Genomic DNA, 25,899 nt, shown 5'->3' with positions numbered 1-25,899 from the left:
GTCGCCTTCCCAGATATGTGCGTAAAGATCAGGCTGCTTATGCAGACAATCCAACCGCTCCTGCTCAAGTTTCGCAGGAAAAAAAGAATTATCGTTCCAGTTCGCACGAACAACAATCGCGCCCGTAGGTAACGCTGGGCCACGTAATAAAACATCTATCGGATCATTCTCATGCCTTGGGTTCCAGCTTGCCCAGATCTCCGAGCTCTCCGCACGTATTGTCGGACGGAGTAATGTCAACGATTGCCTCGATAACGTTTGCGCTTCCTCAATCCATGCGCGACCAAAGCCTTCCAGTGATTTGATACTCTCCGCCGTATGATCCTGAAGACCCTGAAAGATAATAACCCCGTCCCCAGGCGTTTTAATCCGATCCTTGTAAACCCGAAAGCCGTGTTTTACTCCCAATCCAAAATCAGCAAGCTTCTTCTCAATCAGACGTTTCGCCGATTGTTCAAGTGACTTCTGAACCTCTCGGACACAGACAGATAACAGTCCTAGGTGTTGATAGATGATGCAAAAGCAAAAGACTGGCAAAAAAATGTGACTTTCCTGAACCACGTCCACCATAAACACCCTTGTAGGGTGCAGGAACCGTCAGGGGACGAAAAACCTTCGGAATATCAATCCCGATCAATCAACAAACCTTACAGTCACATTCAGGGAAACAGGAGAGCCTTCCTCGTCTCCTGAAACCTTCGTCACAGAAGGCAACAAAGACGCAACAATCTTCATATATAAACCAGGAGCTTCTTCACGAACACGCGCAATAACCTGTATGCCTTCCGTTTCAAAATCACAGCAAAGAGCGTTGATAAAATCATCGCAAATCTTGTTCCTTGAACCTTTAGTCCTCCCTTTTGGATTGCCAGATTCTCCAGGCTTAAAACGCGTATCCCTGTTCTTTTCTTCCATCGCCATAACAATAAAAAAACCGCCCAAAAAGGCGGCTCAAAAACATATAAAAAAAGCACTACACACCCTCAGGCATGCAATGCTGCACATAAGTGTCAAGTAGGCATTTGGGTAAACCAAGTCAAGAGGCTGTCAATAAAATATTAAACGTCCTTACTCTTATATCCCCAATAAATAGCTAAATCTTCAAGACAGTTCTTAATATTGGATGCAATTATATTTTTCTCATGTTTTGTATGTCCCATATCCGATATCGCCTTTCCCTGCCCTGCGACTGCAATCATCAGTCCATAAGCCCGAACGCCCAAAAGATTACGACAGGCAACAAGCTGCTGCAACGCTGACATACGATTCTCCGTTATCCCGTCATTCCTCGCGCCACCATCAACACGAATCCCATCAAGGTTCACGCTTACATAGTCCATGCCGCCCGCAGCTTCCCATAAAGCACGAAATCGTACCGCAGCACGCGCCTGACAGGCATCAATATGGCCGCGTACCGCCAATGTCGTTATCGCACTCTCTCCAACGTTAACATGTGCCATAATATGACGCGGATTGGTGACGCTCTCCCCATGCGATGATAAATACAGCGGGTTCTCAACCTCTACACAAACAATATCATTCTTCCTGTGCTTCAAGGACAAACTCCAAAAACAAAACCTGCTATTCCTTTACCATAATAACACAAACCTTGAAACCCCTCAAAATCCTGCCTTTAAACAAAACAAATCCATGTTTTTTGGCCTACAAGTTGGTCGAAAAAATCAACATGGATTCTTCTCAAGTGTATTTTTCTTTCGTAATTCAAATAAAGCATATTGCTTTGAGGCTTATACAAAGCTAAGATAACCATGTTTATCTTTGATAAGTTGATAACCTTTTTTAGGATATATTATTGCTTTTATTGGAGAAGATTGATGTCTTACAGTGTCAAAGGTAAGGTACTTGGGGGTTCACCTAACATTAAAGTTAGCGATAGAATCTATGAATTAACCCAGTTAGAAGTTGAAAAGCTTACTAAAAACATTAGTGAACCACCGGTACCAGTAGAGTCGATCGCCAATAATCTAGGTATTGAAGTTCGTTATAGCCCCATGGGACATGAATATACTAATCTTGTCTCAGGTGTAATACAGCTTGACGAACCCAGAATAGTTGTAAATATGATAGATAGTAAAGAGGATATAGCTTTTACTATTGGACATGAAATTGGACACTGGATTTTGCACAAAAATTTTTCCGATCCTGATTCTACAAAACACGATAAAATGTTGCGGCTCAAGACAGATAAAGAAACGATATTGGAAGCAGAAGCCGACTTTTTTTCTTTAAATCTTCTTATGCCGTATAAGCTTCTTATGCCTATTGTTATCAAAGGAATAAATATTTCTAGTCTTGCATCCATTTTTTGTGTTTCTAAAGAATATGTACAAAAAAGATTAGAAAATATTGATGCTGAAGTAGAAGATTATCTTGACGCTATTGATATTAAAGAAATCATGGATTCTTATAAGAAAAACCCAGACAAATGGGTGCGTGGTAAACAACTTGAAGAGAGAATCCAACGCTTAAGGTATTTATGACCATATGTTTTTCTATCGCCTATTCAGAAGAATCATTAAAATACCTTGAGAATATCCAATCCAAAAACAGGAAACAAATAATAAATAAAATAGCTTCTTTGGCTTCCAATCCACGTCCTTCTGGGGTTAGAAAAATTAGAGGCATGTCAGAGATCAGCAATAATCCAGGTTACCGTAAAAAGGTTGGAAAGTATCGTATATTGTATTGTATTAATGAAAGCCGTAACGAAATATTTATTTTCAAAATACAAACCAGGGATAAGGTATATCTTAATATCAAACACCTAGAGCTATGACCCTGAAAGATCCAGGAGAGATAAATTGTTCTAATTTCTCTTTCGCTTTCTCTCCGTTAATGCTTAACAAATCAACAACATTCTCGTAACCTTTTAAAGAATAACTTATCAATGCCATAACCAAAAAAACCAACAAGAGTTATCATTAAAAGCGACATTAATACCATCAAAAAACCTTGAATAGCCATAGAAACATATATGTAGAATAGCATCAGTTAACCATGTATACTATCATCAGGTAGCCAATTACCAACTCTACCAATATCACCATTAATGCAGACACCACGATAGCATAGAATACAACTTGACTCTTCAACCCTCTTCATCCACAATATCAATATGTCTACACCTGCAGAAAAAAGAGAAACGCCTCCGAAGAGTTCAATGGAAGCAAGAGTCGTACGTCTGGAAACAGGCTTCGAATATCTGGCGACAAAAGCCGACATCGCTAATGCCGAAAATCGTTTGAATGATCGGATAGCAAACGTACGCACTGAGATAGCAGAAGTCAGGACTGAAATAGCACATGTTGAGAAACGCCTGACTGATAAAATCTACAACGTATCGTATCTTATATTTGGTGCTCTTGCTGCCCTCGCAGGACTTATAGCCAAAGGCTTTCACTGGATCTAAATTTTACGACAAACTCAACCCTTGACTCTTCAACCCTCTTCTTTCATAATCAACCCATGTCAAACACCGCTGAAAAACGTGAATCATACGACCGCACAAATGATCATGAAGTGCGTATCACCCTCCTTGAGAGAGGGCTCGAGAATATTGATAAACGTTTCGATAAACTTGAGGCGAAGATAGATACGAGTATAGCCGCTCTCAGCAAGGAGATAGCAGCTGTTAATACAAACCTCAGTGCGAAGATAGAAGTGCAAGGCAAGGAAATAGCCGAGATAAAAGGTAAAATCCTTGGCATTGAAGGAAAGCTAACCAACATACCTACCACGATTCAGATTGTAACGATTATCTTTGTTGTTATGGGAGCCAGCTTTACTTTACTCAGGTTTGGAGCACCTTTTCTAGGGCATTGATTCAGCGTCCGCCTGTCACTTTTGGAGCACAAATTCATTTGCCAGTCACTTTTTGAGGGCAAAAAAATCAGCCTATATCATTGCATTTCGGCCTGTTCATCTGCTTCGGCAGCCAGCTCAACAACATAGATCCATAAAAAAGCCTCAATCAACGACAGAGCGTATTCCCTACCGATAGGCAACATATCTGCTTTTAGCAGATGGTTATCAATGTAATCCTCTGCACTCCAAAGTTTGCGAGTCAGCTCTGGATTGAAAGGCTCTATCCGTAACATGACTGTTTCAAAAACCTCGTTTGCCCTTTCGATGAAATCTATTCGATCCTCTTCACTTAATGGAAGCGATGTAATTTGTACATCTTGGTGAGCATTTAATGTTTTCATCTTTTAAAAATTTCTTTTATACAAGGAAACGTCTACCCTAAGTTGCTATATTGAGATGCTCAAAAAATATTTTATTTCTTTCTTCAGCGTCTTGAAGAAGATCATCCCACCCTATTATTTCAATCGAGCCTTTAGCAATACCCGAAAGTGGTGTATATCTACCTCTTCCGTTTAAAGTGGTCATCCAGAGAGTATCTACCTCTTCCAAGAGGTCGCCTATAATATCAGCTATAATATAGCATCTAAATTTTACGCTATTTCTATCTACTACTATCGGTCTTCCATTAATATCAATCGCTTTTCCATCTATAATATTTTTGATATATTTATTTATCTGTTTGATCACAGACATTTCATATTTAGTACGTCCTGGTTTTTTAAATTCAGCAAGAAGAATTTCAGAATTATTACCATTATAACTCAAGCCATAAACACTATCAAAAACAACAACATCTGCTCTGGTTTTATCTCCTGCAGCTTGAGTTATTTTTTTGGTTTCTATATCAGAACAAAAATATTTCGAGTAAGTCATCCGCTCATCAATAACCCATAAATTATGAGAAACAGCTTCAGCTTTTTCAGAAGTTCCTTGAATGTTAAAAAGAGAGTTTGATTTTCGGGGACAAATTATATCGTGTAAAAAGCGTTCATCTACATAAGTGAATTCGCCATCATTCCTTTGTTTAACACGCATTAAAATGGTTTTTAAAATCTTCAAAATACTTTTGCGATGCACAACATATTCAGCAAGGGATCTTGTTTCAGATTCTGAAACAGATTTGCTTAATGAAGATACCTCTTCTTTTAAGAACTCAATATTAAATTTACTATTATTTAATGTCTTTAATACTTCTTCTATTTTTTCTCTTTGTTTTTTATCAACTCTAAACTTCTCAACAGAAAGTGCTTTATAAACACCTTCTTTATTGTTTGCGTCATTGGGAACTTTTTCTAACAAATAGTCTAGAGAAGCAAACCCATATGATGGGCTACTCTGAATGATATCTATAATAAAACCCTTTTGTTTCTCTCGATGTTTTTTGACAGCATCTTCAATAAAAAAATTAATTTTTTCTATGCACACATCGTTTATTATTTTATGTTTGGTCTCTTTACCAAACATAAACATCGTTCTATCTTGGTTTACATTTTCATCTAGGTAAGAACCTGTAATTATACCGTGTAAAACTTCGTTTTCGTTTTCCCCAAAAGCCCCAAATCCTAATCTGTTATCTAAACTTTGAGAAAGTACAGTCCTTTCGTTGGCTATAAAATGCATATGGTTTGCAGAGGAAAAATTAGTACTTGTTTCTGCTTTGCATCTAAATAATTGTAAAGAAAAATCTCTCCCAAAAGAAGACTTCAGAGATTGAAATTCTCGGCGCTCAATAATATTTTTTTCTATATATTTAGGGAAAACAGCAGTTTCTTTATTAAAGTGTAAAACAATATTTGGGACATTGTCTTGAACAAATGTAGTAATAAAATGTGAGGAAAAATGCTGGAATATATCTTCAAAAGACATAGGAAACTTATCTCTATACTTTCCTTTTAACCCTTTAAAACTTATAATTACACCAGTTTCTTCCCCAGAAGTTTCTTTATCTTCTTCATCTTTTATTTGGTTTTCGTTGGAAAGAACAAATTTAAATTTTTTGATTCGTAAACTATTATCTGTTAAATATACACTTTGAATATCAATGCTCTCAAAACAATCAAGCCACGATATACGTCCTATACCTTTACCTCCTATTTTTTTCTTATGATCTGTATCAAGAGTACAAAATGCATGGTAATTATCTTTATCAAGCCCTATACCATTATCTGTAATTGTCGCAGAAAATGATTCATTATTATGGTTTATATCAATAATAATCTTACCTGATTCTTTAACTCTATCCCCATATTTTTCTTTTGTAGAATGAATAGAATTACTTACCGCTTCAAACAACGGCATAAGACTGTGCGGAATAGTGTTTGGCTTAGGAAGTCTTGCTACTCGGCTAATAAAATCTGATCTTAAATTTGCCATGAAATGACTACCATAAATAGAGAATCGATTAGTCATTACTAAATCCTTTGTAATAAATAATAAAGTTTCTTCTTTAAAAAATAAAAAATAATATGTTTTTTTAAAAAATAGTTTTCAGAAAATGGGCTTTCCTTATTCAAGGATTCTGCTCTAACCCTGAATAACAGGTGTGTTAATCTTCTCATCAGAACGGCTGTCAACGGTGATCCATAAACACACAATTTGTCGGCGGAAACGGGACGACAAATCATTTTGTCGGCGGAAACGGGACGACAAATCATTTTGTCGGCGGGTAAAGTGTTAATTTATTCAGAAGCACCAGAATACTGATTAGTTTCCTGTAGTATCTGATAAAATTCTGGGAAGATATACAAGGCTGGCTTGTTTCCTGATGCATTTTGCTTTTTTAGAATAATACCCGCTTTTTGAAAAATCTTTAGTATATCCTTAGCAGTAGTCTCTGAAAGGTTGGTTTTTTCACGTAACTGGGTAGAGGTGAAAGCAGGTTTTTCAAAAATGAAATCCAGTGTTCTTATCCCGTTAGGGGATTTTATTATTCCTAAAACTCTTTCCTTAAGACTACCGTATAAATCCCATATCTTGCGGGCTTGCCTAAAATTCTCTTTTCCCTGAAATTCTACTGCTTTCAAAAAAAACTCAATCCACCCCTGCCAATTACCATCTCGTGATACTGACAGCAAATTTTCGTAGTACATATCTCTATTCTGTTCAAGATAGGCACTAATATAAAAGCAGGGAGACGTAATAAGACCGTAATAAAACATGATAAGAGGGATAAGCAACCGCCCAAGCCTTCCATTGCCATCCAGAAAGGGGTGAATACATTCAAACTCGGCATGTATAATTGCCAGTTTTATATAATCGGCGTAGGGAATTCGGTCGGAGTTTATATATTCTTCCAATTGACCCATCGCATCTTCTATTTCTGGCCAGTTACAGGGAATAAACTTGGCGTTTTCCAAAATTATATCGTTACCTATCCAAACGGGCTCCCGCCGATATAGCCCAGGAGATTTATTGCGCCCACGAACACCTTGCATCAAAACTTTATGCGCCTCGCGCATAACCCTGCCACAAATTGGCAGCTTTTCTTCCAATATTTTATCTGTTGATAATATAAGAGCGTTACGATAGTTTATAACTTCTTCATAGTCAGGGTTAATGCTTTTGTCTTTTTCTTCTGCTTCGAACTCAAGGACTTCGTCTATTTCTGCCCGGGTTCCTTCTATACGCGTAGAAAATATCGCCTCTCGAGTCGTTAAACTGAACATAAAAACCACAGGATTTGGTAAAACATGTAAAAAACCATCATACCTTGATACAGACGCAGCAGCTCTTTCAGCCAAAATAGAAAGGCGAAGGATATCTATGTTTTTTGGAGGGAATCCCTGTTTTCGGTAATGAACTGGGGGCATATAAAAATATTTTCCTATGGCTCTCATAAAGAGTATTGTTTTATAGATAATTCTTAATTCTTCAGCTGTTAAGAATCTATTGACTTTTTTTATTTTCTTTTCATCCCACCCCTTCTTTCAATTCAAGACCATAGACTTTCATCAGAACGGTATGTCATCGTCCAGCTCCTGCTCGTAGCTGTTATGCCCTGAACCGATCATCGTGCGTTTGTCATCAGGATCACGCCTGATGCCACTCTCCCTTGTGCGTACCGTGCCGTAATCATCCTCACGAACCGATGAGCCAGAGCCCTTCTCCTTCACATCCTCAAGTGTCAAACGACCATCATAGGGACGCAAGACAATCTCCGTTACAGAACGTTCAATGTTGTTTTTATCCGTATATTTCCGCGTCTCAATAGAGCCTTCAATACCGACCTTGCTGCCCTTCTTCACGTAGTTTCTTACAACATCAATAATATGCTGGTTAAAAACAACGATCCGATGCCAGTTGGTGCGTTCCTTCCTCTCTTTCGTATCCTTGTCCGTCCATCGCTCGGAAGTCGCCAGATTAAATTGCGCAACATTCGTGTCATTGTTCAATGTCCTGATCTCAGGATCACCGCCAACATGGCCCAATAATATCGCCCTGTTAATGCTCATTGAAAATACTCCTGTCATAAAGCCATTTCATGCTGCTTTCCAATCCTTTTTCGGACATAATCCCGTAGCAAGTTCCCAACTTCCTGTCTTTCCTTCTCCCTCTCTTCACGCGTTTCCTCTTCCCTGACAAGATCAAGCCTCGTAGCCAAAATATTACTCCTCTCTTCAAAAAGCCTGCCAAGCCTGCTCTTTAAAACTTCAAGAACGCCAATAAAAACCTCCGCCTCTTTCCTTACAAGAGAGGCCAAAACAGAAGGAAGAGGAACAACTCCCTTAAGAATTTCCCTGTTGCTGGAATACATCCCAAAGACAAGATTATCCGTAACTTTTTGCAAGGCCCATGAAGGTAATCCCTGAAGCGAATGAAGATAAACATCAAGGTATTCTTCCTCAGGAATCTTCAGGGGAAAAGACATAAAAGCCTTATAAAATCTTGAAATACAGGCATGAACAGCATTCCTGTCAATGGAAGGGTTGTCCTTCTTCATGCAATAAATCTCTTCCTTCGTTTCCTCTATTTTCCTGTCGATCAATGTAATGGACTTTTCCAGACTGGTAATCTTCTCGGGAAAGCTCAATCGTGTTCTTGTACTCATCATTTCCTCCATCAAGCGACAAATCCAGTTTTCTTAAAAATTCCTTATGTTCACGAATAGCAGCCTCTTTCCTCGAAGGCGGATCATGACCTTGCAAAACAGGCTTGACTTTTGGTGTATAGCCATTCCTGTACCCTTCAAACAGCCCATCACTGATAAAGCGGCACATGTGCTTCACAAAATGATCGGTTATATCATTGTCCCTGCAATAGCTCACAAAATGTGGAATAGCCTTTGAACAAGCCTCTTTCTCTTCATCGTCAAGCTTCTGCCAATTCGCAAAAGCCTGCTTCTTCGACATGTTCGGATGGGTCGGATAAGCTTGCCATGCCTCCTCAAAAGCAGCTGGATAAACAAGCTTCTTCTTCGGTTTTTGATGGGCTTTGCCACCGTTTTGTTGAGGTTCTTCTCCTGAAATTGCTGCTGAAAAAACCAGACTTTGCCCAGCGTTTGCTATGCATCTGCTTTCGTTTTGATCAACGTTTGTTGAGGTTTTGATATCAGTGTGATTGTCAAAATCCTCAAAATCAGAAACCGACAAATCTGAACGAAGTGAAGATTTATTATTTTTATTTTGGTTATTGGTTATTGGGTTATGGTTAGTTGAACGTTCGTTAAGCGAATGCTCAGCGACCGTTGAACGTTCTTCATGAAAATGATCAACATCATTATCATCATTCAAATGAATTACTTTTGATTGACGTGAAGCAACTGAAGCAGCGGCTGCTGATTTTGCCTTCTCGCTTTTAGCGTAAAATTTCTCTATATCTTCTTCACAACGGCTATTATACCAACCGTCATCTCTTTTATCGAAAAAAAGATCAAGAATTTTATAAACTGCATCGAATTGTTTCTTTGTCTTTGCTCCTATTGAAAAACATATCTCTTTTACATCAAGAGGCAGACATTTCTCTCTCATATAATATAGATCTATCATTTCACGATAGGCTGCACGATAATCCCATGGAAGATTAAACGCATCCGTGCGGTAGTCTCCAATATGGAACGAATAATACTTCATGATGATCTCACCACCTCCACATCGATGTCATACATCGCCTTCACACATTTACGCTTCAGTTTGCTGATAGGCGTGTCATATCCCTTGACATCAACAACACGAAAACGCTGATCATGAACATCGTAAAATGAAAAATCCGCACGATAGGTAAAGACCTTTATCCCGTTGATGATCACAGGATAGGAAGGCTGAAGAACAACTTGCGAAACCTCTCCTGACTTCTCAAGCATCTTTAAACGTCCGTAATAGTCCGCTTCGGCTTTACTCGCAAAACAAGTGCCGTCACGTGTCGTTCTCACAGAACCGTACTTCGTTCTCCTCCACGTCCCAGAAACACTCAATCCAGACATCATATTTTCTTCCTGCCTATTCTTGACTTCACCCACTGAAACAGCCGCTTCAGGTCATACCTGCCCGCTTCTGTACCGATAAAGACAAAGACAAGCACAGCTCCAACAATCTCAAAAAACAACATCGGCTTCTCCTCCATTATCCTGTCAAACCAGTCTCTTAAAAACTCCTCGTCACAAAGCATCGCCCTGAAAAGATCAAACTCCATTTCCCTCAAACAATCCTCGGGGATCATTGAACCCTCTCCATCGGGATACGAAAACCTTTTCCACGGACTCTCTCTATATTAATATCCAGTGGAGCAAGACGCCTACGGATACAAAAAATGATATGGAATATCCTCGCGCTCGTTATGTGACGCCCTTTTTCTTGTCCATAAATCCCGTCGATAAGTTCCTGTAATGAAACTATGTGAGGTCTGGCGTTCCACAGGAGAATAAAACATGGAAATATGGAGGTACTCGATTTTTGGAAAGATACAAACCGTTTGCCATTTCCTATCTGTCTCATTTTGGTATCGACAGTAATACAGGCGACCAGAACACTCATCGCTCACCCTCCCTCTCCTTTAATACGTAGCTGCCTTCCCATGCGCATTTTTGAATTTTCGACAAGTTCAAGTTCACTCATAGCTCCTCAACTTTCTTATATGGACGAGGAGCTTTAATATGGATCCAGAAAGATATTCTGTATAAACCAGTTCAGAATAATTATTCGGGCGTAGAGTATCGATCTGGTTGCGCAGGGCATCTACTTTAATTTCCAGATCTTTCAGTTCTTCCGTTGCAGGATGATTAAAAAATTCGGTTTCGAAAGATTGCATCCTTGCAAGATAAGTTTTAAATGTTTCCATGATTATTTTTCTCATTGTCAGGTGGTTCAGATGGCGCAGGCCCAAAAATGTCGGGGTGGTTTTCAATCAGATTAATCATTTTTAAAGCCGCACCGTTGGGACGGGTAAGCCCCCGTTCCCATTTAGAAACTGTAGCTTGATGTACACCAATAATTCTGGCTATACTTTCTTGGCTTAGATGAAGTCGAGTTCGCATATTTTTAAAAGTGTTAAGCATAAACAAATAATGCCATTTGCATTATACTTTGTCAATGCCATTCGCATTATATAATCTGTTATGCTGTTAGCATGACAGATTATATAGATTTTGGTGAGCGTCTTAGATTGGCGCGTATTAGGTCCGGGTATCCTTCGGTAAAAGAGGCTGCAGAGGCTATAGGAGTGCCATACTCTACGTATGCGGGCCACGAGAACGGTCATCGAAGCCCGTATGACTATGCAGTCAGGTACGCGAAGTTTTTCAAAGTTTCTTTGGATTGGCTTTTCACAGGAAAGGAATCAAACTATAAAGCTTTTGAAATAGAAGATTCAACGGGCGTAGAAAAACTGTTAGATATATATGTGGGTGTTGATAAAGTAACAAAAGAAAAGCTTTTAAAAATAGCTGAAATTTTAGCTCTTGAGTCTGTAAACGAAGCATCTCAAACATTATCGTACGTTAGCAACACCCCCGACAACCTCTGCACGATGGAGGAAAAGAGAAAGAAGAAACGTATGAGATAGTTCTGTCAGTTTATATGACACCGACTTTACATCAAAAGTTGTCAACATAAAAATTGCTATTCACGCAAAAACATTTTCCATATAGTCAAAATAAATTAGTAAGTAGAATCCCTTGAGAAAATTAAGCTTCTTATGATGCCAGTCTTCTAAAGCTATAAGAAGATAAAATGTATTATCGCTATTCTTTTGTTATATCTTTCTACGCAATTGAGGATTGAAAAAATATGGAAGAAGAAGAACTATTACAATACGAAAAAGTTTTGAAGAAAAGAGGAGAGCTAAGAGGTTTCTCAGAATTAGCGGGACAAGATCTTTTTGATACACGCTTTCAGGAAATTTTGTCATATCTGGAAGTATCCGTTATACCTATACAAGAATTATTAAATATTACAGGTAAAACAAGAAAAGAATTAATGTCCGATATCTTTTCTGTATTCAACAAATTGTATGTAAAAGGAAACACTTTTGTTGGATTTAGAAATCCAGAGTATATTTCAGACTCTTATCACTATAACATATTTAGTAACAATTTTTTATCCTTAACAAAAAATAGGGAATATGATGATCCAGAATTTTTAACAAACGATGAAGTATTAGTCTTAGCCTCAAAATATCCCCCAGAAATAGAATTAAGGATCCTGAAAAAATGTGAAGAATTACATATAAAAAATCTAGAAAATCTTAAGAAAATAAGAAAGAAAAATAGAATTAAAGAATTAGCACTACCATGGCAATGGATTACGATATTTGGGATGTGTTTCTTAGGGTACTATAACTATATACCTTTCACAATAGTTTTTATCTTCTACTGTCTATTTATAATTTATTCTTTTATATTAAAAGTTTCTGAAAAGGTAGATAATATCGAAAAAGATGTAAGTATGATATGCTTTAAACATGCAAAACTTGAGAGGTATATTGATAAATACATAGTAGATATTAGAAGAGCTCTATTTTCTAAACCGGAAGAGAGAGAGAGTATTCTCGATCATAATAAACTAGAAGACGAATCTCCTAACACTACATACACAAAAGAAGATCGTGTCAAACATGAACTATATCTTAAAAATAACAAAAGTTATGGAGGCTATCGAAGAGATGGAGAGCTTTATTAGTTATATACTAAAGAAACTGGTTAAATACTTTATTTTACCTTGCATTGTTGTCTTTGGACTTGGTTTTTCTGTTGCTTATCTCGGACTGACGAATGTTTTGCTCATTCTTATACTGCTCATGCTTTCCGCTGTTTTGCTAAATTTGCGGGTGATTGCGCGTAATAGGTAAGGAGAGAAACGATTATCCTCTCTTACTACTCTTCCACTTCACATTTCTAATTTAAATCTTTCTTCACCCCAACCCCTCGAAGACAAACCCACAGCATGCATTCATCGGATAGGGAAAAAGCACGCGGGAGGCAAGAGGTGAACTACCACACCCCAACCCCACGAAGCATCACAAACACTAGAGGAAGTTAAACAAGGAGGAATAATGAGCGAGGGGGAGGATAAAGCTTTTAAAAAAATTAAGCAAGAAACCTACATAAGAACCATCACTGGAGTAATTTCAGCTATAGCAATAGGAATTTTACTTTATTTTTATAACAAAATATTAGATTATTATAACAAAATATTATATGCATTTAAAGCAACACCATTCGAGGGTAAAGTTTTGATAATCATTCTTTTTATTCTTCTTATTCTTGCCTGTGCTGTTATATTTCGGCAGCGAATAAATAAAGGATTTATATTTAAAAAAAATGAAGATTTTATCAAAATAGAAAAAGAACGCGATGAACTTTATATAAAGCTTTCCGAGGCAAAAAACTTTAAATTAAAAGCTAAAAATCTGGGTCAAAAGATGCTTGAAGATTCTCAATATCCTTCTATGAGTAAAAAAGATCTTGAAGAATGCATTCCAAGTATGCTGGACTATTATTATTTTGTTTGTGAAAGGCTCGCCGATATAGGAATTCCTCAGCCATATAAGGAATGGAAAGAGACGGGTTACGATCTTTTATTAAAAATGGAAAAATATATGCATAGAGTTGGAAGTCTTCTTTCGGAAGGTGATGTTGATAACGCACGCAAAAAAGCAGAAGAAATGACATAATAGATATTGCATAGTTTACTTATATCCCCCTCTCCTGTTCCTTTCTACAGCTTATATTTTCGCAACCACGCAAGATGAGAAGTGCCCTTACCTGCACGGGAAGCTTTCCTGCCAGTAAGAGGATGGGGTGTGTCTTCTTGGGGGGGTTAGTGGGTGACTGGGATTAGATGCACTAACTGAAATACAGTATATATAATACCTAATATAATACCAGTAGAAACTATAGTTATGTGCACTCCGCCTATTTTGCCTTTTAACTCTGCAAGTGAGATGCCTTGGGCGTTTATCTTTTCGGTAATGGTCTCAAGTTTATTTCTATTTTCTTTAAACTCGGAATCAATTTTACCTTCAAGCCTGTCAAAACGGTTGTTCAGGCCTTTAAAACCTTCTTCGAGATGCGTTACTCTGTTATCTAAAGATGTCTCTGACATTTCTGGATAATCCTCATACTCCCTTCTTTCTACTCCTTTGGACATATTTTTGTCAATAGAACTATCATTTGGACGAAACTTAAGTAAGGTAGCAGTAGCTGTGGAAGAGAAACGTGGAGATCAGGAATGAAACCGCTATCTAGTGCTCCAGAAAAGGCGCACCAAACTTCAGCAAGGTAAAACTTGCAGTCATAACAGCAAGCACAACTGTAATGATGATGCCGATTAACTGAAATGTCGTAGGCATCTGCGATATCTTGCCTTTCACCTCTGCTATTTCCTTGCCCTGGGCTTCTATCTTGGCTCCAAGGGTAGAAATACTCGCATCTATCTTCGCCTCAAGTTTATCAAAACGTTTATCAATATTCTCGAGCCCTCTCTCAAGGAGGGTGATACGCACTTCATGATCATTTGTGCGGTCGTATGATTCACGTTTTTCTGCGGCGTTTGACATAATCCTATTATCGAGGAACAAAGAAGAAGAGTCAAGGGAAGAGAAACGCGAGAAGAAAAAGCGTAGAGGGTGAAATTGGCTGATAATCAAGCTCTTTTCATTGTACATGAAATGATTTTCATAGACTTAAAGTAGCATATATCCTATTATACATCATAAAAAAGAAAACGCCCTGTCACATTCGAATTAACAGGGCATTTGAATAATAGAAAGTTAGGAAACTATTATGATGAATAATATAGCAGAAGAAAATGAAAAAAGCAAAATTAAATTTCTACAAAAGTTGTTTTTAGATTGGATTATTGGGAAATTTATCGACACGATTTTGGATAATATCTTTGTAAAAACAGGTTTTATAAAAGGAGTATCGGTTCCATTTTTTCTGACATGTTGTATTTTATAGAATCCTCTTATTTTCGTATAATTTTATTTGTATTCCACATATTGTTGGTAATGTGCTTGTTACGTATTATTTTTAGAGAAAATAAAAAAGCAGAAGAAAATGAAAAATTGTTTAAGGAAAAAGAAGAGTCCTTGATCAAAAGAATAGCATATCTGGAAAAGAGAATGGAAGTAAAGCCTCTTCTCAACATAGAAAGAATACCTTTCTCATCTTCTTTAGGCTTTCTTTCTTTTATAAAACTTGAGATTTCAAACCCAGGTTCTGAAGCAATTATTATAAGCAATTTGAAAATAAAATCCCCCGCATATTTTTGTGCGCTTGTTGGTTTACTGGATATCACACCATGGAAGCATCCAAAAGACATCAACAAGTGGTACCTGTCAGAAAAGAAAGCTGCCAAAATATTCTCTCTCTTTGATGAAGAAGGAAGAAAGAAAATAGAAAAAGAATTAAAAATATCGCAGGAAATAGAAGTTAACTCGTTTATTAAACCCTATGACAAGATACAGCTTTTTTATGGCTTATACCACCCCCAGGAAGAAATCGAAAATATTAATAATGTTCTTCGGGATATAGGTATAGTCAGCAATGAACAAGCCTTAAAACCAATAACTAAAGTAGTTGATGAGAACGCCTGGCCTCCTGAATATAGGAATGCTTTGGATTCTTTATTACCAGCTTGACCTTTGCACTATGAAAGCATTTGACTCGGGTAATCACGCTGTATGATGATCTAAATCATAAGTGGTGATTCTTGGGGACGCATTTTATGTCAAGATTTTTATTTTTATCTATTCGATGCTTACTGATTTCAGCTTTTCTTTTCTCTTGTACAACACAAAAACCAAAAAACTATAAAACAGCAATACCCATAGTCCCCTGTTGCAAAAAGCCATAAACTGGAGACGGGAGATGACTTACTGTACTCCCCCAACAACCTCGCACGATGGAGGAAACGTGAGGGGGTTTATGAGGATTAAATCTTGTGAAAACCTTTGGTCATTAATCCAGACAACCCAACGATTCTTGCAATCAGTAAGCCAAATATAAGATATGAAACGTTGTAGATTTTATCAACTAACCGTTTCTCAACTGTGGGTATCCCCGTTCTCGTCTTGGTTAATTTCTATAGAAGAACAATATACATTCAACATATTTAAGCTTTTAATTAAAAAATTTTAAAAGTTGCAAAAATATCATACACATTTTTAACTTGAATAATATACTGGTAGTAATTCAATTAAGGGAGAGTGAAAAATGAAAAGATTTTTAATGCTTTCATTGTTGGCAAGCACCGCAAATTTTGCTTATGCCGCTGACGCCGTGAATAATGTAGATAATATTCCTCATGCTGCGTCACAGCCCACGGGTTCGAATTCTGGTAATTTCTCGTGGGAAGGTGCTTATGGTGGTATTCTAGGTGGCGTTAGTGCAACAAGATACAAAGATACAGACCCAGTCACAACTGCCGAATTTGGAACTATAACATATACGTCTAATGAGCCAAGTAAAGTAAATATCACCAGCCCGGCTATTGGTGGTTTTGCAGGTTTTAATTTCCAACAAGAAAATATTATTTATGGTGTGGAAGGTGACCTTGGTTATGCTTTTAAAAAGAAAAAAATTAGCTACAATTTAATTCCTGATGATGGTAGTGCTACAATAAACGTCAACGCCAAGGTAAATACAGAACTTTATGGTTCTATAAGAGCCCGCTTAGGATATTCACTTGATAGGGCCCTCGTATATGCTACGGCTGGGTGGTCTTTTAGCAAGGCTAAGTCCACGCAGGACGTTAGTAATGGTGATTCAGTGACCACTAAGAAAACATTCAAAGGGCCGACAGTAGGCGTTGGCGTTGACTATGCCATTACTGATAACATTTTTGCCCGCGCAGAATACCGTTTTACCCCATTCAGGAAGGAAGACAATATTAAGGCTCAGCAACACACAGTCCTTGCTGGAATCGGTTACAAATTCTAAAGTTTCGTTCTCCTTATTAACGAACCACAAAGCTGTCATCGTCAGATGACAGCTTTAGGGGTCTTCCTCTTGACTCTTCTCCCTAACTCCTCCACACTCTCCCTATGAACGCACAAGCCGAAAAGAAAGAATCTCAACCGAAAAATACCCTCGAAACGAGAGTAACAAGACTGGAAACAGGCTTTGACTATCTCGCAACAAAGGAAGATCTGGCAAATGTGCGGGCTGATCTTAAAGAAGATATCGCGAATGTGGAAGTTCGCCTGAACGACAAAATACATACTGAGGTGTCTGAATTACGAAAAGCAGCGGATAGAGATTTTCGTATTCTGTTTGGCGCACTTATCGCGTTGGGTCTTGGCCTTTCTGGACTCATGGCAAAAGGCTTCCATTGGCTGTAAACTTCCAAATTTAGCCTAGAAACACTTTTTGTGATATTCCTATTGGTTCCGGTTATCCCCCCCCACAGGAAGATAATTTTTTGTCTGTATGAACTGTTTTGAACTATTTTATCGGTTTGTGTTGACCGGTATTTGAAGCAATGATATGCTTTAAAGTTGAAAAATAATAAGGATACTCTCCCCCATGAGAAACACAAGAATAGAAATAAGAATAGACGAAGACCTTTTACACCGTGTTGATAATTTTCATAAAGAATTCAATGGTGGATTATCGAGAGCACATGTACTTCGTATGCTTATTGAAGCTGGTCTGGAGAATAAACAAAAGGCTTAATTGAGCGATGGCGAAAAGATCGTTATCGCCAAGCTTGACGAATTGGGCAAAAGGCTTAGCGTTCATGTTTAACATGAAGGAGGCATTATATGGAAAGGATATGAAGCAGAGTATACTAAAAACTGTAAACTAAAAAGGCCTGCTAGTAACAGACCTTTTTTTAAAAAAAGTTTATGCCGTCATAGAGAAAACTAAGGCATAAAATAAGGATGTAACACGAAAATTACATTCATAGTGTATCTCAAAGTTACATCCTTATCAAGAAAAAGTTTTCTCATAATCCTTAAATTATAAAGGAAAATATTATGAGTAAAAAAGAAAACAAAAAAACTAGCGATAAGATTTCAACTCTCGCCGCTAAAGTACTAAGTGGTAGCATTAAACCTACACAAAAACAAAGTAAACAACTAGCTGGAAGTGCTTTGAGCCAAGATACGACTAAAGGCCCCAACAAGCCTAAAGGTCACAGTAACTAGCCTCTTTATCGGCTATTGCTGATACTTTGATGACAGCGCTCATTGGTATATGGATGACCCCAGACCCTTGAGCGTTGTCTTTTTTGCTGTTGCCCACATTGGGAACAAGAACAACTGTTCTTTCTGTATATTTCAACAACCAGCCTACAGACTTTACTTCTGCCACGTCTATACCCATTTTTTCGGAAAAAAGAACCCAATCTGATATGGGTTGGCAGCTATCTTCCCATTCCACAAGTACCAGTTTCTTTTCCAGATGCTTTAAAGATTCATGGATATATTCTTTAGCCGCCGTTTTACTTTCCGCCATCCTCTTTAATCCTCACTCAATTATTACTACCCTGTCTTTCATAATTACATCAGCGAGTTCGCTACGATAATGAGTCATTCTCTCTTCCCCTACTCTTCCAGTAAAACCAACGGCTCTACAGAAGACGGTTTTTTCTGCGCCAAAATAGCATCAGCCTCCTGTCTTATTCCAGCTGCAACAGAAGTTAAAAGAGAGCTCGTATCAGTCTCGACCTTGTTGACAATATCCGATACATCATATGTAAACCTTAAAAAAGCCCTGGCTTTCTCGTCCACAATAAACAGATCTTCTAATGTCTGTGCCTTCTCAAAATCTCCCCTAAGCTGTTCTACTGCATCTTTCAAAGGTTTTAATGAAATCGTTACTGTCATAAAATTCTCACCCTAAAGTTGATTTTTCCCTGTTCTTTTCCTGTTCTTGCAGGAGACACTCATTTACATATTTACATTCTCAGGTTGTTGTTTCATCTGTCATTGGTTATCTCCTTGTGTAGTTTATTAATTGTTGACGATATCCATTGTGGTAGCTTCATGGGTTTGTTCTATTCTTCCTCAAAAAAATCAAGAACCTCCAAAATACGATAAATAACTATCTTCCCGCCATTAACTCTTGCTTCAAGATTAACAATAAACGTGCACTTCAGAGGGTTCTTAGGTATCTCAAGAATTATTCTCTTTACTTCCTCGCTGATAAACTGAAGCTTGACTGGCTTATGAGATATTTTCTCAACAATCCCTCTATCACCAGTCTTGGAGGCGGCATTATTCTTAACTTGCTCTATTGTCATAAGCTGGTCTGTAAAAATACCGTCAACTTCAGGTTCTTTCCTAAGATGTTCACGAGCCATATTTTGCAAGGCATTGGCATTATTTGAATTGATATAAATATTTACAGGAGCATTGATATTAACAGTACTCAATATATTCGTAATCCTTAGTTCAGAATTCAAATCCTTTGCTACAGGACCAACAAGCTTCGAGATCATTTTTGCTTGCTTGATATTCGGAACAAAGCCTTCTTCAGACTTTGAAAACAGAAAATAATCAATTATCTTTTTAAGTAATTTGGTAAATCCTACAATTGTAGGAGTATATACAGGTAATTGATCAACAAAATCCTTTATCAAGTCTATAACAATACTTCCTTCGCTTATCGTTTTTATATACAAGCGAGCATCATTGTGTGGAGAAACTTCATACTCTCTAAAGCCTTCTGCCAATGCAGTAAGACTTATTGTAAGATCAATAAGCTCAACAGGCTTTTCATGCTTAAACTCAATCCTGAGCATCTCGTCATCTTCCATAAATCTATCCTCCTGATCTTCCTCTGCCAAAAGGATAGATTATAAAATTTTAAAGTGTAAAACAGTTCATATCTCTACTTATTAGAAAATATTTACCCCTCTCTCCTTCAGTTCTTTCAGCGACACGAAATGCGCCCCTGCAACAACTCTACGAAATATTCTCGGGGGTGTAAAGGAAAATAATGCAAACTGCATTTTTATTATTGACTTTAAATAATGCAAATTGCATAATAACCCTTGTCTAGATTAGTACTCCAGACAACAAAGGATCACCTGAACGGGTTATTAGCTGTTAATTTTTGCTCTGTTCAGGTGATCACCCCGAGGCACGAAGACGGGCAACCAGATCTGCCTTGGGAAACGAAACAGGGAAAGAGACACGGAAATGACAGAGGTTACAAATCCCGTCAATACATTCATAACACAACTCCGCAGGTTCGATAGCGAATATCAGGATATCAGTACAGGCATCTCCTGTTACTCAAACGAGCATAGCACTTCTTTTCAGGGGATTATAGAAAGCTTTTCGTCCTTCCTCGTACTCTACGCCAAAATCCACGCTCCCAAAGCTGATTTAGGCAGGATGGAAGATGATCTTGGTTATGCCCAGAGCGAAGTAAGCGATGCTTTCCATGCTGCATGGAAGGAAGAGGCAGCAGAAGAAAATGAGGATGATCGATATGACCCAAGGGAAGAGCATTTTGACCAAAGAGATTATCTTTAGCCCAGATAGGCCAGAGGTCCTGGGAAGAAACCTTACCTGAACAAGCACAGAAACAGAAGATTAAAGGAAACCGCCAGGAGCGGTAACGGGGGAGGCTTTTTGTTCCTTTCTCTGGCCTCCCCGCCAGAAACAAGGGAAAACGCCGATGCTTGAGCTCAGCAAAAATTGTTTACGGATCAACAATGGCAGGACTTTCATCAGCATTGAGCCTGTAGGAGATAACGGAAAGGAATATTGTCTTACTGTCATCGATGAAGAAACGGGGCACGTCGTTAATGCTTTCGTGCCGCCTGATGACCTACGCGCGATATCAACAATAATACCATAAGGAGAACAGGAATGAACAATATCGTCGAACATAATACTGAAACAATGGAAATTATGCCAGCAGGAACTTCTGCAATCAGGACAACAGAAGAACACGAAATAACAAGAGAATTGACGCCTGTGGAATTGCTCCAGATGGCTATAAGGGACAGGGTCAATGTCGAGATTATTGAACGGCTGATGGAATTAAACAAACGATGGGAAGACAACAAGGCATGCAAGGCATTTTATGAAGCAATTTCTGATGCACGTGCTGAAATCCCTGTCATCTTCAAAAATAATCAGGGCCATAACTATAAATATGAAGACATTGCAAGCATAGCGGCAACCATTGATCCAATTCTTGCAAGACATGGACTTTGCTACAGGTTTCATACCGAGTCAACAAAGGAACTGGTCACGGTTACCTGTATCATTTCTCACAAGGATGGGCATCGTGAAAGAAACAGCCTTTCTGCTCCTCCTGATGAAGCCATGGGCAACAGAAAAAATTACAATCATTCTATCGGCTCTACAGTTACCTATCTTTCACGCTACACCCTCAGGGCAGCATTGGGATTGGCGGCTTCTGCTGATGATGATGGAACCTATGCAAGATATAACAATGGTCAGGCTTCAGCCATTGCCAATGACAACGCTCCTGTAAATCCACAGCAGTTGCTGCAAATCAAAAAACTCATGGCCGAAGCCAGTGTGAGCGAGGAAAGAATTTGCAGCATATGCAAGGTAGATAATATCGAAAATATTCCTTCCCGCTTCTTTAACAGCGTTATTGCCAAACTGAACCAAAGCCTTCGTTTGCAAATGGAACAACAGCAGAAGGAAGCAGCCCATGTCTGAGATCATCCAGAGGTCAGAGGAATGGTATGCCTTGCGTTGTGGAAAGGTCACCGCATCCAGAATTGCCGATGTCATTGCCAAAATAAAATCAGGTTGGGGAGCTTCAAGAGCCAACTATAAAGCCGAACTTGTTTCTGAACGTTTAACAGGAATAACAGCGGAAAGTTTCATCAACAAGGAAATGCAATGGGGCATTGATCATGAACAGGAAGCACGGGAAAACTATCAGTTCATCGTCAACGAGGATGTTCAGGAAACAGGCTTTGTTGTTCATCCCGATATTCCTGACAGTGGTGCTTCTCCTGATGGGCTGACAGGCAATGATGGCATGGTTGAGATCAAATGTCCCAATACCGCTACCCATATTGAGACACTGCAGGGCGAAGGATTAAAACAGAGATATATTTATCAGATGATGTGGCAAATGGCCTGTTGTCAAAGGCAATGGTGTGACTTTGTCTCCTATGATCCGCGTATGCCTCCTCACCTGCAAATCTTCATCAAACGTATTGAACGGGATGACGAAATCATTGCCATGCTGGAAAAGGAAATCAAGGCCTTCCTGCAGGAAATAGACGATGTCATTACAAGCCTCAATACCAGATATCAAAAAGATGCAGCATGAGCCGTGCCCTGATTGTTCTGCATAACACTATGGATCGTCAAAAGGCTATGCACTGGGTCAAAACAGCTCCTGCCGAAACAAGGATAGAGTTCAGGAAACCCTTGCGCAGTCTGCCGCAGAACAATCGCATGTGGGCAATGCTCACCGATATCGCCACACAGGCAAGGCATCATGGGACAAGGCTTGCTGCCGAGGACTGGAAGCTGATCTTCCTTGATGCCCTGCGAAAGGAAATGCGCATTGTTCCCAATCTTGAAGGAAATGGCTTCGTCAATCTTGGACGTTCTTCCTCAAATCTCACAAAAGAGGAAATGAGAGACATGATTGAGCTTATGCATGAATGGGGAGCACGCAATAAAATCATCTTCCATGATGGAGAACAATCATGACAAAAACTGCCTTTATCAGACAGCTTGATCTGCAGCGTATTGCCAGGGTGGCAAAAGAAGAACATGTCATGTGCGAGCTTGTCTCTGAAAACATGACCCTGCGCGTCTACCCTGAGTTTATCGTACCTTCGCTCGAAACAAAGAAGGAAGAGGAGGATTTTATTCTGTAGCCTATGCCAAAACGCCGTTACCCTCACCTCTCTCACGAAACAACACGGCACGGTAAAAAAGTCTGGTACTTTAAAAAAGATGGTAAACGTATCAGGCTTCCTGATTCATACGGATCGCAAGAGTTCCTTGAAGCTTACAAAAATGCTCTTGTCGGAGATAGAACAGAAAAAAGAAAAGCAGGGGTATTAAAACAGGGAACATTGGCATGGCTGATAGAGGAATACAGGAAAAGCTCTGCGTATAAAGTATTACGCCCAACAACAAAAAATTCTCGCAACAGCGTATATAACAAAATTATTACAGAATCAGGAACAATACCTTTCGCAAGAATTACCAAAAAGCATATTCAGGATGCCGTAGACAGAAGAGCAGAAAAGCCTTCAGTTGTGATGTCCTTTCTTTCGGCCGTATCCACCCTGTTCGTATGGGCATTATCAAATGGGCTGGCTACCCAAAACCCTGTTACTGGCGTTTCAAGGATTCCTTTTAAAAGTGACGGACATCATGCTTGGACAATAGAGGAAGTGGAACAATATCGTTCACATCATCCTATCGGCTCAATGCCGAGATTAGCTCTGGAACTGATGCTCTTCTTTGGTCTCAGAAGATCAGACGTCATTCATGTTGGGCCACAACATATTAAAGACGGTGTCTTGTCCTTTAAAACACAGAAGACAGGAGCATGGGTTTATATCCCTGTTTTTAAACAACTACAAAAGTGTATAGATGCAACAGAAAAAACAGGAGAGGTTTTTATCTTATCAAATAAAGGAAAAGCATTTTCTAACCCAGAATCTTTTGGGATGTGGTTCCTGAAAAAATGCAGGGAAGCAAAACTCCCTGCCCACTGTACAGCACACGGCTTACGTAAAGCAGGAGCAACCATTGCTGCAAATGCAGGAGCCAGCACACAGGAACTTATGGCCATGTTCGGGTGGTCAAAAATAGCTATGGCTGAAACATATACAAAAGAAGCAGACAAGACACGCCTTGCTTATCAGGCTGCAAAAAAGCTTTCTAAGGAAATTTAGGTAAGACCAGGTCATAACGAAACCCCAGCAAAACCAATGGGTTGATTTTGGTCGCACCTTGGCTAAAACCCTTGATTTTGCGGCATTCATATCCTTCTATTGAAACAATATAAAATGCTTCACACATCTTTACACTACCTTTTTCTATCCTATCATTTGGGATGTTCTTTCTGAACAAGATCTGATCTCCTAAAGATTTATTAAATTTGAAGATATTTTTTTCTTTCATTACCTTTTGTGTTATTAACATATAGAAATGCTTTTCTTTATTAAAATTGAATGCTATATCCTGTATAAGTTTTCCATGATTAATAAAATCTGGTGAGGTGGTCTGTTTAATGAAAAAGATTAAAGTTGATAATCCTGTCGTGAGTATTGATGGGGATGAGATGACACGTATTTTATGGAGGTTTATTCAAGAAAAGCTTATACTTCCATATCTTGATCTCAAAATTGAGTATTATGATTTATCAATACAAAATCGTGATAAAACAGATGATCAAGTAACAATTGATTCAGCAAATGCAATAAAAAAATGTGGTGTTGGCATTAAATGCGCAACCATTACACCTGATGAAGAACGAGTTAAGGAATTTAATCTTAAAAAGATGTGGAAATCCCCAAATGGTACTATTCGTAATATCCTTGGTGGCGTAATTTTCCGTGAACCTATAATTTGCAATAACATTCCTCGTCTTGTTCAAGGTTGGTCAAAACCAATTATTATTGGTCGTCATGCTTTTGGCGATCAATATCGTGCAACTGATTTTAAGTTTTCAGGGAAAGGAAAACTTTTCACAAAGTTTGTTAGCGATGATGGACAAATTATTGAAAAAGAAGTTTTTGATGCTCCTGAAAGTGGTATTGTAATGACCATGTACAATTTAGATGATTCTATTCGTGAATTCGCTCGTGCCTCAATGCAATATTCCCTGATGCGAAAGTTTCCACTTTATTTTTCAAGTAAAAATACCATTCTTAAAGCTTACGACGGTCGTTTTAAAGAAATTTTCGAAGAAATTTTTGAAACTGAATTCAGAAAAGAGTTTGAAAAACTTGGACTGACTTATGAACATCGACTTATTGATGATATGGTTGCCTGTGCTCTCAAGTGGTCTGGTGGATATGTTTGGGCCTGTAAAAATTATGATGGCGATGTACAATCAGATATCATAGCACAAGGTTTTGGCTCTCTTGGCCTAATGACATCAGTGCTTATGACTGCCGATGGAATAACTGTCGAAGCAGAAGCAGCACATGGAACTGTAACAAGACATTATCGTCAACACCAGCAAGGACAAGAAACTTCTACAAATTCGGTAGCGTCTATTTTTGCTTGGACACGAGGATTGGCTCATCGTGCTAAACTTGATAAAAATGACGATTTGAAGCGCTTTACCGAAATACTTGAGCATGTATGTGTTGCAACTATTGAAAATGGTTTCATGACAAAGGACCTAGCTTTGCTAGTTGGACCCGCACAAAAATGGCTATCAACAATAGCATTTCTTGAAAAAATTGATGAAAACCTTAAAAAAGCTTTTCATTAAGCTCTCATGAGTACATAAGTTTATTATTTTATAATAGTGTTTTTATAAAAAAAGAATGTGAAACACTCTTTTTAAGAATTAACAATTCTTAGAGTTTTAATTGCTATATGTTTTTTAGATTTTATCAAAAATTATATTCTGGTTAACATTAATTAAAC

General features: G+C 38.4%; 40 protein-coding genes and 1 pseudogene. 19 read left to right on the top strand and 22 right to left on the bottom strand.

The window, feature by feature from the left end; genetic code table 11:
- Window positions 1-63: 63 nt before the first annotated feature.
- From B488_RS07295 to B488_RS02425, 4 genes and pseudogenes are all read right to left on the bottom strand, one after another.
- Window positions 64-537 (bottom strand): annotated as a pseudogene (locus tag B488_RS07295) (phage terminase large subunit); the annotation flags it as partial.
- Complete coding sequence (locus B488_RS07290; protein WP_244422737.1) at window positions 455-637, bottom strand: hypothetical protein; 183 nt, start codon at window positions 635-637, stop codon at window positions 455-457. The pseudogene B488_RS07295 and the gene B488_RS07290, both read right to left, overlap by 83 nt.
- On the bottom strand, window positions 634-942 hold the full coding sequence (locus B488_RS02430; RefSeq protein ID WP_015272923.1) for a DUF5681 domain-containing protein: 309 nt from the start codon (window positions 940-942) through the stop codon (window positions 634-636). The genes B488_RS07290 and B488_RS02430 overlap by 4 nt, the downstream gene beginning before the upstream one ends.
- A 116-nt stretch (window positions 943-1,058) precedes the next feature.
- Window positions 1,059-1,556 (bottom strand): hypothetical protein, encoded by a 498-nt coding sequence (locus B488_RS02425; protein ID WP_051012107.1) that lies wholly within the window; start codon window positions 1,554-1,556, stop codon window positions 1,059-1,061.
- Window positions 1,557-1,835: 279 nt separating this feature from the next.
- On the opposite strand from B488_RS02425, the gene B488_RS02420 reads away from it, so the two are divergent.
- Window positions 1,836-2,501, top strand: a complete 666-nt coding sequence (locus B488_RS02420) for an ImmA/IrrE family metallo-endopeptidase (RefSeq protein ID WP_041770626.1) — start codon at window positions 1,836-1,838, stop codon at window positions 2,499-2,501.
- Entirely contained in the window at window positions 2,498-2,797 is a 300-nt protein-coding gene (locus B488_RS02415) for a type II toxin-antitoxin system RelE family toxin (protein WP_051012106.1), read from the top strand. Before B488_RS02420 ends, B488_RS02415 begins: the two co-directional genes overlap by 4 nt.
- A 71-nt stretch (window positions 2,798-2,868) precedes the next feature.
- Here the strand turns inward: B488_RS02415 and B488_RS07155 are convergent, their stop codons facing one another.
- On the bottom strand, window positions 2,869-3,009 hold the full coding sequence (locus tag B488_RS07155) for a hypothetical protein (protein ID WP_157058170.1): 141 nt from the start codon (window positions 3,007-3,009) through the stop codon (window positions 2,869-2,871).
- A 127-nt stretch (window positions 3,010-3,136) separates the two neighbouring features.
- Here B488_RS07155 and B488_RS06805 point away from each other — a divergent pair, with 127 nt between their 5' ends.
- Window positions 3,137-3,430, top strand: coding sequence for a hypothetical protein (locus tag B488_RS06805; RefSeq protein WP_144049189.1), 294 nt, complete (start codon window positions 3,137-3,139; stop codon window positions 3,428-3,430).
- A gap of 56 nt (window positions 3,431-3,486) precedes the next feature.
- Window positions 3,487-3,843 carry a hypothetical protein gene (locus B488_RS02405; protein ID WP_041770624.1) on the top strand — a complete coding sequence of 119 codons (357 nt, stop codon included), beginning with the start codon at window positions 3,487-3,489 and terminating at the stop codon, window positions 3,841-3,843.
- Window positions 3,844-3,920: 77 nt separating this feature from the next.
- Here B488_RS02405 and B488_RS02400 read toward each other — a convergent pair whose 3' ends face one another.
- The 11 genes from B488_RS02400 to B488_RS02350 all read right to left on the bottom strand — a co-directional run bounded on the left by B488_RS02400 (window position 3,921) and on the right by B488_RS02350 (window position 11,374).
- Window positions 3,921-4,226 (bottom strand): hypothetical protein, encoded by a 306-nt coding sequence (locus tag B488_RS02400; protein ID WP_015272914.1) that lies wholly within the window; start codon window positions 4,224-4,226, stop codon window positions 3,921-3,923.
- A 37-nt stretch (window positions 4,227-4,263) separates the two neighbouring features.
- On the bottom strand, window positions 4,264-6,258 hold the full coding sequence (locus B488_RS02395; RefSeq protein ID WP_172792740.1) for an ATP-binding protein: 1,995 nt from the start codon (window positions 6,256-6,258) through the stop codon (window positions 4,264-4,266).
- A gap of 305 nt (window positions 6,259-6,563) precedes the next feature.
- The gene (locus B488_RS02390) at window positions 6,564-7,694 is read right to left on the bottom strand and encodes a Fic family protein (RefSeq protein WP_015272911.1); all 1,131 of its coding nucleotides are present in this window, start codon (window positions 7,692-7,694) and stop codon (window positions 6,564-6,566) included.
- A 141-nt stretch (window positions 7,695-7,835) separates the two neighbouring features.
- Window positions 7,836-8,336 (bottom strand): single-stranded DNA-binding protein, encoded by a 501-nt coding sequence (ssb, locus tag B488_RS02385; protein WP_015272910.1) that lies wholly within the window; start codon window positions 8,334-8,336, stop codon window positions 7,836-7,838.
- Window positions 8,337-8,350: 14 nt separating this feature from the next.
- A complete protein-coding gene (locus B488_RS02380; RefSeq protein WP_015272909.1) occupies window positions 8,351-8,824 on the bottom strand; it encodes a hypothetical protein in 474 nt (157 codons plus the stop codon).
- On the bottom strand, window positions 8,799-9,953 hold the full coding sequence (locus B488_RS02375; protein WP_041770617.1) for a YdaU family protein: 1,155 nt from the start codon (window positions 9,951-9,953) through the stop codon (window positions 8,799-8,801). Before B488_RS02375 ends, B488_RS02380 begins: the two co-directional genes overlap by 26 nt.
- On the bottom strand, window positions 9,950-10,303 hold the full coding sequence (locus tag B488_RS02370; RefSeq protein ID WP_041771028.1) for a DUF1064 domain-containing protein: 354 nt from the start codon (window positions 10,301-10,303) through the stop codon (window positions 9,950-9,952). Before B488_RS02370 ends, B488_RS02375 begins: the two co-directional genes overlap by 4 nt.
- Entirely contained in the window at window positions 10,303-10,539 is a 237-nt protein-coding gene (locus B488_RS02365; protein WP_041770616.1) for a hypothetical protein, read from the bottom strand. The genes B488_RS02370 and B488_RS02365 overlap by 1 nt, the downstream gene beginning before the upstream one ends.
- On the bottom strand, window positions 10,536-10,853 hold the full coding sequence (locus B488_RS02360; RefSeq protein ID WP_041770614.1) for a hypothetical protein: 318 nt from the start codon (window positions 10,851-10,853) through the stop codon (window positions 10,536-10,538). The genes B488_RS02365 and B488_RS02360 overlap by 4 nt, the downstream gene beginning before the upstream one ends.
- A gap of 73 nt (window positions 10,854-10,926) precedes the next feature.
- Window positions 10,927-11,127, bottom strand: a complete 201-nt coding sequence (locus tag B488_RS02355) for a hypothetical protein (RefSeq protein WP_144049188.1) — start codon at window positions 11,125-11,127, stop codon at window positions 10,927-10,929.
- 16 nt (window positions 11,128-11,143) lie between these two features.
- Complete coding sequence (locus B488_RS02350; protein ID WP_015272904.1) at window positions 11,144-11,374, bottom strand: helix-turn-helix domain-containing protein; 231 nt, start codon at window positions 11,372-11,374, stop codon at window positions 11,144-11,146.
- Window positions 11,375-11,445: 71 nt separating this feature from the next.
- Between B488_RS02350 and B488_RS06800 the strand changes: the two genes are divergently transcribed.
- The 3 genes from B488_RS06800 to B488_RS02335 all read left to right on the top strand — a co-directional run bounded on the left by B488_RS06800 (window position 11,446) and on the right by B488_RS02335 (window position 13,989).
- On the top strand, window positions 11,446-11,880 hold the full coding sequence (locus B488_RS06800) for a helix-turn-helix domain-containing protein (protein ID WP_051012104.1): 435 nt from the start codon (window positions 11,446-11,448) through the stop codon (window positions 11,878-11,880).
- A gap of 224 nt (window positions 11,881-12,104) precedes the next feature.
- On the top strand, window positions 12,105-12,995 hold the full coding sequence (locus B488_RS02340) for a hypothetical protein (protein WP_015272902.1): 891 nt from the start codon (window positions 12,105-12,107) through the stop codon (window positions 12,993-12,995).
- A gap of 373 nt (window positions 12,996-13,368) precedes the next feature.
- Window positions 13,369-13,989: a hypothetical protein gene (locus B488_RS02335; RefSeq protein ID WP_015272901.1), complete on the top strand. Its 621-nt coding sequence runs from the start codon at window positions 13,369-13,371 to the stop codon at window positions 13,987-13,989.
- A 146-nt stretch (window positions 13,990-14,135) separates the two neighbouring features.
- Here the strand turns inward: B488_RS02335 and B488_RS02330 are convergent, their stop codons facing one another.
- Window positions 14,136-14,420 (bottom strand): hypothetical protein, encoded by a 285-nt coding sequence (locus tag B488_RS02330; protein ID WP_041770611.1) that lies wholly within the window; start codon window positions 14,418-14,420, stop codon window positions 14,136-14,138.
- Between the two features lie 139 nt (window positions 14,421-14,559).
- Window positions 14,560-14,820, bottom strand: coding sequence for a hypothetical protein (locus B488_RS02325; protein ID WP_144049187.1), 261 nt, complete (start codon window positions 14,818-14,820; stop codon window positions 14,560-14,562).
- A gap of 621 nt (window positions 14,821-15,441) precedes the next feature.
- Here B488_RS02325 and B488_RS02320 point away from each other — a divergent pair.
- The 5 genes from B488_RS02320 to B488_RS07145 all read left to right on the top strand — a co-directional run bounded on the left by B488_RS02320 (window position 15,442) and on the right by B488_RS07145 (window position 18,471).
- Window positions 15,442-15,960, top strand: a complete 519-nt coding sequence (locus B488_RS02320; RefSeq protein WP_157058169.1) for a hypothetical protein — start codon at window positions 15,442-15,444, stop codon at window positions 15,958-15,960.
- A gap of 601 nt (window positions 15,961-16,561) precedes the next feature.
- The gene (locus tag B488_RS06795; protein ID WP_244422703.1) at window positions 16,562-17,260 is read left to right on the top strand and encodes an outer membrane protein; all 699 of its coding nucleotides are present in this window, start codon (window positions 16,562-16,564) and stop codon (window positions 17,258-17,260) included.
- A gap of 104 nt (window positions 17,261-17,364) precedes the next feature.
- The gene (locus B488_RS06790; protein WP_051012103.1) at window positions 17,365-17,661 is read left to right on the top strand and encodes a hypothetical protein; all 297 of its coding nucleotides are present in this window, start codon (window positions 17,365-17,367) and stop codon (window positions 17,659-17,661) included.
- 184 nt (window positions 17,662-17,845) lie between these two features.
- Entirely contained in the window at window positions 17,846-17,995 is a 150-nt protein-coding gene (locus tag B488_RS07150) for a hypothetical protein (protein WP_015272894.1), read from the top strand.
- 305 nt (window positions 17,996-18,300) lie between these two features.
- The gene (locus B488_RS07145; RefSeq protein ID WP_172792739.1) at window positions 18,301-18,471 is read left to right on the top strand and encodes a hypothetical protein; all 171 of its coding nucleotides are present in this window, start codon (window positions 18,301-18,303) and stop codon (window positions 18,469-18,471) included.
- On the opposite strand, the gene B488_RS02305 is transcribed toward B488_RS07145, so the two are convergent.
- From B488_RS02305 to B488_RS02295, 3 genes are all read right to left on the bottom strand, one after another.
- Window positions 18,452-18,781, bottom strand: a complete 330-nt coding sequence (locus B488_RS02305; protein ID WP_015272893.1) for a hypothetical protein — start codon at window positions 18,779-18,781, stop codon at window positions 18,452-18,454. The two genes, B488_RS07145 and B488_RS02305, sit on opposite strands and share 20 nt — an antisense overlap.
- 89 nt (window positions 18,782-18,870) lie before the next feature.
- Window positions 18,871-19,152, bottom strand: coding sequence for a hypothetical protein (locus B488_RS02300; RefSeq protein ID WP_015272892.1), 282 nt, complete (start codon window positions 19,150-19,152; stop codon window positions 18,871-18,873).
- A gap of 170 nt (window positions 19,153-19,322) precedes the next feature.
- On the bottom strand, window positions 19,323-20,084 hold the full coding sequence (locus tag B488_RS02295; RefSeq protein ID WP_015272891.1) for a hypothetical protein: 762 nt from the start codon (window positions 20,082-20,084) through the stop codon (window positions 19,323-19,325).
- A 385-nt stretch (window positions 20,085-20,469) separates the two neighbouring features.
- Between B488_RS02295 and B488_RS02290 the strand changes: the two genes are divergently transcribed.
- The 6 genes from B488_RS02290 to B488_RS02265 all read left to right on the top strand — a co-directional run bounded on the left by B488_RS02290 (window position 20,470) and on the right by B488_RS02265 (window position 24,191).
- The gene (locus B488_RS02290; RefSeq protein ID WP_041770605.1) at window positions 20,470-20,808 is read left to right on the top strand and encodes a hypothetical protein; all 339 of its coding nucleotides are present in this window, start codon (window positions 20,470-20,472) and stop codon (window positions 20,806-20,808) included.
- 339 nt (window positions 20,809-21,147) lie between these two features.
- A complete protein-coding gene (locus B488_RS02280) occupies window positions 21,148-21,975 on the top strand; it encodes an ERF family protein (RefSeq protein WP_015272889.1) in 828 nt (275 codons plus the stop codon).
- Window positions 21,968-22,600: a lambda exonuclease family protein gene (locus B488_RS02275; protein WP_015272888.1), complete on the top strand. Its 633-nt coding sequence runs from the start codon at window positions 21,968-21,970 to the stop codon at window positions 22,598-22,600. The genes B488_RS02280 and B488_RS02275 overlap by 8 nt, the downstream gene beginning before the upstream one ends.
- Complete coding sequence (locus B488_RS02270) at window positions 22,597-22,989, top strand: recombination protein NinB (protein WP_041770601.1); 393 nt, start codon at window positions 22,597-22,599, stop codon at window positions 22,987-22,989. The genes B488_RS02275 and B488_RS02270 overlap by 4 nt, the downstream gene beginning before the upstream one ends.
- Window positions 22,986-23,159: a hypothetical protein gene (locus B488_RS07140; RefSeq protein WP_015272886.1), complete on the top strand. Its 174-nt coding sequence runs from the start codon at window positions 22,986-22,988 to the stop codon at window positions 23,157-23,159. Before B488_RS02270 ends, B488_RS07140 begins: the two co-directional genes overlap by 4 nt.
- A gap of 3 nt (window positions 23,160-23,162) precedes the next feature.
- On the top strand, window positions 23,163-24,191 hold the full coding sequence (locus tag B488_RS02265; RefSeq protein ID WP_015272885.1) for a tyrosine-type recombinase/integrase: 1,029 nt from the start codon (window positions 23,163-23,165) through the stop codon (window positions 24,189-24,191).
- Here B488_RS02265 and B488_RS02260 read toward each other — a convergent pair.
- Window positions 24,178-24,420, bottom strand: a complete 243-nt coding sequence (locus B488_RS02260; protein WP_157058168.1) for a hypothetical protein — start codon at window positions 24,418-24,420, stop codon at window positions 24,178-24,180. The genes B488_RS02265 and B488_RS02260 overlap by 14 nt on opposite strands.
- Window positions 24,421-24,529: 109 nt before the next feature.
- Here B488_RS02260 and B488_RS02255 point away from each other — a divergent pair, with 109 nt between their 5' ends.
- On the top strand, window positions 24,530-25,741 hold the full coding sequence (locus B488_RS02255) for an NADP-dependent isocitrate dehydrogenase (RefSeq protein WP_015272883.1): 1,212 nt from the start codon (window positions 24,530-24,532) through the stop codon (window positions 25,739-25,741).
- Window positions 25,742-25,899: the final 158 nt, after the last annotated feature.

Origin of the sequence: Liberibacter crescens BT-1, assembly GCF_000325745.1 — a bacterium.
Lineage (GTDB): Bacteria > Pseudomonadota > Alphaproteobacteria > Rhizobiales > Rhizobiaceae > Liberibacter > Liberibacter crescens.
Note: the sequence above shows the minus strand (reverse complement) of the source record. Positions and strands in the feature narration are given on the sequence as shown.

What these genes read in the sequence shown, in the direction of transcription:
- B488_RS02280 (WP_015272889.1), top strand. Translation starts at nt 21,148, where the DNA reads ATGAACAATATCGTCGAACATAATACTGAAACAATGGAAATTATGCCA.
- B488_RS02390 (WP_015272911.1), bottom strand. Translation starts at nt 7,694, where the DNA reads ATGCCCCCAGTTCATTACCGAAAACAGGGATTCCCTCCAAAAAACATA.
- B488_RS06805 (WP_144049189.1), top strand. Translation starts at nt 3,137, where the DNA reads ATGTCTACACCTGCAGAAAAAAGAGAAACGCCTCCGAAGAGTTCAATG.
- B488_RS02270 (WP_041770601.1), top strand. Translation starts at nt 22,597, where the DNA reads ATGAGCCGTGCCCTGATTGTTCTGCATAACACTATGGATCGTCAAAAG.
- B488_RS02420 (WP_041770626.1), top strand. Translation starts at nt 1,836, where the DNA reads ATGTCTTACAGTGTCAAAGGTAAGGTACTTGGGGGTTCACCTAACATT.
- B488_RS02405 (WP_041770624.1), top strand. Translation starts at nt 3,487, where the DNA reads ATGTCAAACACCGCTGAAAAACGTGAATCATACGACCGCACAAATGAT.
- B488_RS02330 (WP_041770611.1), bottom strand. Translation starts at nt 14,420, where the DNA reads ATGTCAGAGACATCTTTAGATAACAGAGTAACGCATCTCGAAGAAGGT.
- B488_RS02275 (WP_015272888.1), top strand. Translation starts at nt 21,968, where the DNA reads ATGTCTGAGATCATCCAGAGGTCAGAGGAATGGTATGCCTTGCGTTGT.
- B488_RS02295 (WP_015272891.1), bottom strand. Translation starts at nt 20,084, where the DNA reads ATGGAAGATGACGAGATGCTCAGGATTGAGTTTAAGCATGAAAAGCCT.
- B488_RS02335 (WP_015272901.1), top strand. Translation starts at nt 13,369, where the DNA reads ATGAGCGAGGGGGAGGATAAAGCTTTTAAAAAAATTAAGCAAGAAACC.
- B488_RS07145 (WP_172792739.1), top strand. Translation starts at nt 18,301, where the DNA reads ATGAGTAAAAAAGAAAACAAAAAAACTAGCGATAAGATTTCAACTCTC.
- B488_RS02415 (WP_051012106.1), top strand. Translation starts at nt 2,498, where the DNA reads ATGACCATATGTTTTTCTATCGCCTATTCAGAAGAATCATTAAAATAC.
- B488_RS02320 (WP_157058169.1), top strand. Translation starts at nt 15,442, where the DNA reads ATGGAAGTAAAGCCTCTTCTCAACATAGAAAGAATACCTTTCTCATCT.
- B488_RS02255 (WP_015272883.1), top strand. Translation starts at nt 24,530, where the DNA reads ATGAAAAAGATTAAAGTTGATAATCCTGTCGTGAGTATTGATGGGGAT.
- B488_RS02340 (WP_015272902.1), top strand. Translation starts at nt 12,105, where the DNA reads ATGGAAGAAGAAGAACTATTACAATACGAAAAAGTTTTGAAGAAAAGA.
- B488_RS02380 (WP_015272909.1), bottom strand. Translation starts at nt 8,824, where the DNA reads ATGAAGAAGGACAACCCTTCCATTGACAGGAATGCTGTTCATGCCTGT.
- B488_RS06800 (WP_051012104.1), top strand. Translation starts at nt 11,446, where the DNA reads ATGACAGATTATATAGATTTTGGTGAGCGTCTTAGATTGGCGCGTATT.
- B488_RS02300 (WP_015272892.1), bottom strand. Translation starts at nt 19,152, where the DNA reads ATGACAGTAACGATTTCATTAAAACCTTTGAAAGATGCAGTAGAACAG.
- B488_RS02400 (WP_015272914.1), bottom strand. Translation starts at nt 4,226, where the DNA reads ATGAAAACATTAAATGCTCACCAAGATGTACAAATTACATCGCTTCCA.
- B488_RS07155 (WP_157058170.1), bottom strand. Translation starts at nt 3,009, where the DNA reads ATGCTATTCTACATATATGTTTCTATGGCTATTCAAGGTTTTTTGATG.
- B488_RS02370 (WP_041771028.1), bottom strand. Translation starts at nt 10,303, where the DNA reads ATGTCTGGATTGAGTGTTTCTGGGACGTGGAGGAGAACGAAGTACGGT.
- B488_RS02305 (WP_015272893.1), bottom strand. Translation starts at nt 18,781, where the DNA reads ATGGCGGAAAGTAAAACGGCGGCTAAAGAATATATCCATGAATCTTTA.
- B488_RS02360 (WP_041770614.1), bottom strand. Translation starts at nt 10,853, where the DNA reads ATGAGTGTTCTGGTCGCCTGTATTACTGTCGATACCAAAATGAGACAG.
- B488_RS02375 (WP_041770617.1), bottom strand. Translation starts at nt 9,953, where the DNA reads ATGAAGTATTATTCGTTCCATATTGGAGACTACCGCACGGATGCGTTT.
- B488_RS02260 (WP_157058168.1), bottom strand. Translation starts at nt 24,420, where the DNA reads ATGAAAGAAAAAAATATCTTCAAATTTAATAAATCTTTAGGAGATCAG.
- B488_RS02395 (WP_172792740.1), bottom strand. Translation starts at nt 6,258, where the DNA reads ATGGCAAATTTAAGATCAGATTTTATTAGCCGAGTAGCAAGACTTCCT.
- B488_RS02265 (WP_015272885.1), top strand. Translation starts at nt 23,163, where the DNA reads ATGCCAAAACGCCGTTACCCTCACCTCTCTCACGAAACAACACGGCAC.
- B488_RS07140 (WP_015272886.1), top strand. Translation starts at nt 22,986, where the DNA reads ATGACAAAAACTGCCTTTATCAGACAGCTTGATCTGCAGCGTATTGCC.
- B488_RS02355 (WP_144049188.1), bottom strand. Translation starts at nt 11,127, where the DNA reads ATGCAATCTTTCGAAACCGAATTTTTTAATCATCCTGCAACGGAAGAA.
- B488_RS06790 (WP_051012103.1), top strand. Translation starts at nt 17,365, where the DNA reads ATGAACGCACAAGCCGAAAAGAAAGAATCTCAACCGAAAAATACCCTC.
- ssb (WP_015272910.1), bottom strand. Translation starts at nt 8,336, where the DNA reads ATGAGCATTAACAGGGCGATATTATTGGGCCATGTTGGCGGTGATCCT.
- B488_RS02365 (WP_041770616.1), bottom strand. Translation starts at nt 10,539, where the DNA reads ATGATCCCCGAGGATTGTTTGAGGGAAATGGAGTTTGATCTTTTCAGG.
- B488_RS07150 (WP_015272894.1), top strand. Translation starts at nt 17,846, where the DNA reads ATGAGAAACACAAGAATAGAAATAAGAATAGACGAAGACCTTTTACAC.
- B488_RS02290 (WP_041770605.1), top strand. Translation starts at nt 20,470, where the DNA reads ATGACAGAGGTTACAAATCCCGTCAATACATTCATAACACAACTCCGC.
- B488_RS02350 (WP_015272904.1), bottom strand. Translation starts at nt 11,374, where the DNA reads ATGCTTAACACTTTTAAAAATATGCGAACTCGACTTCATCTAAGCCAA.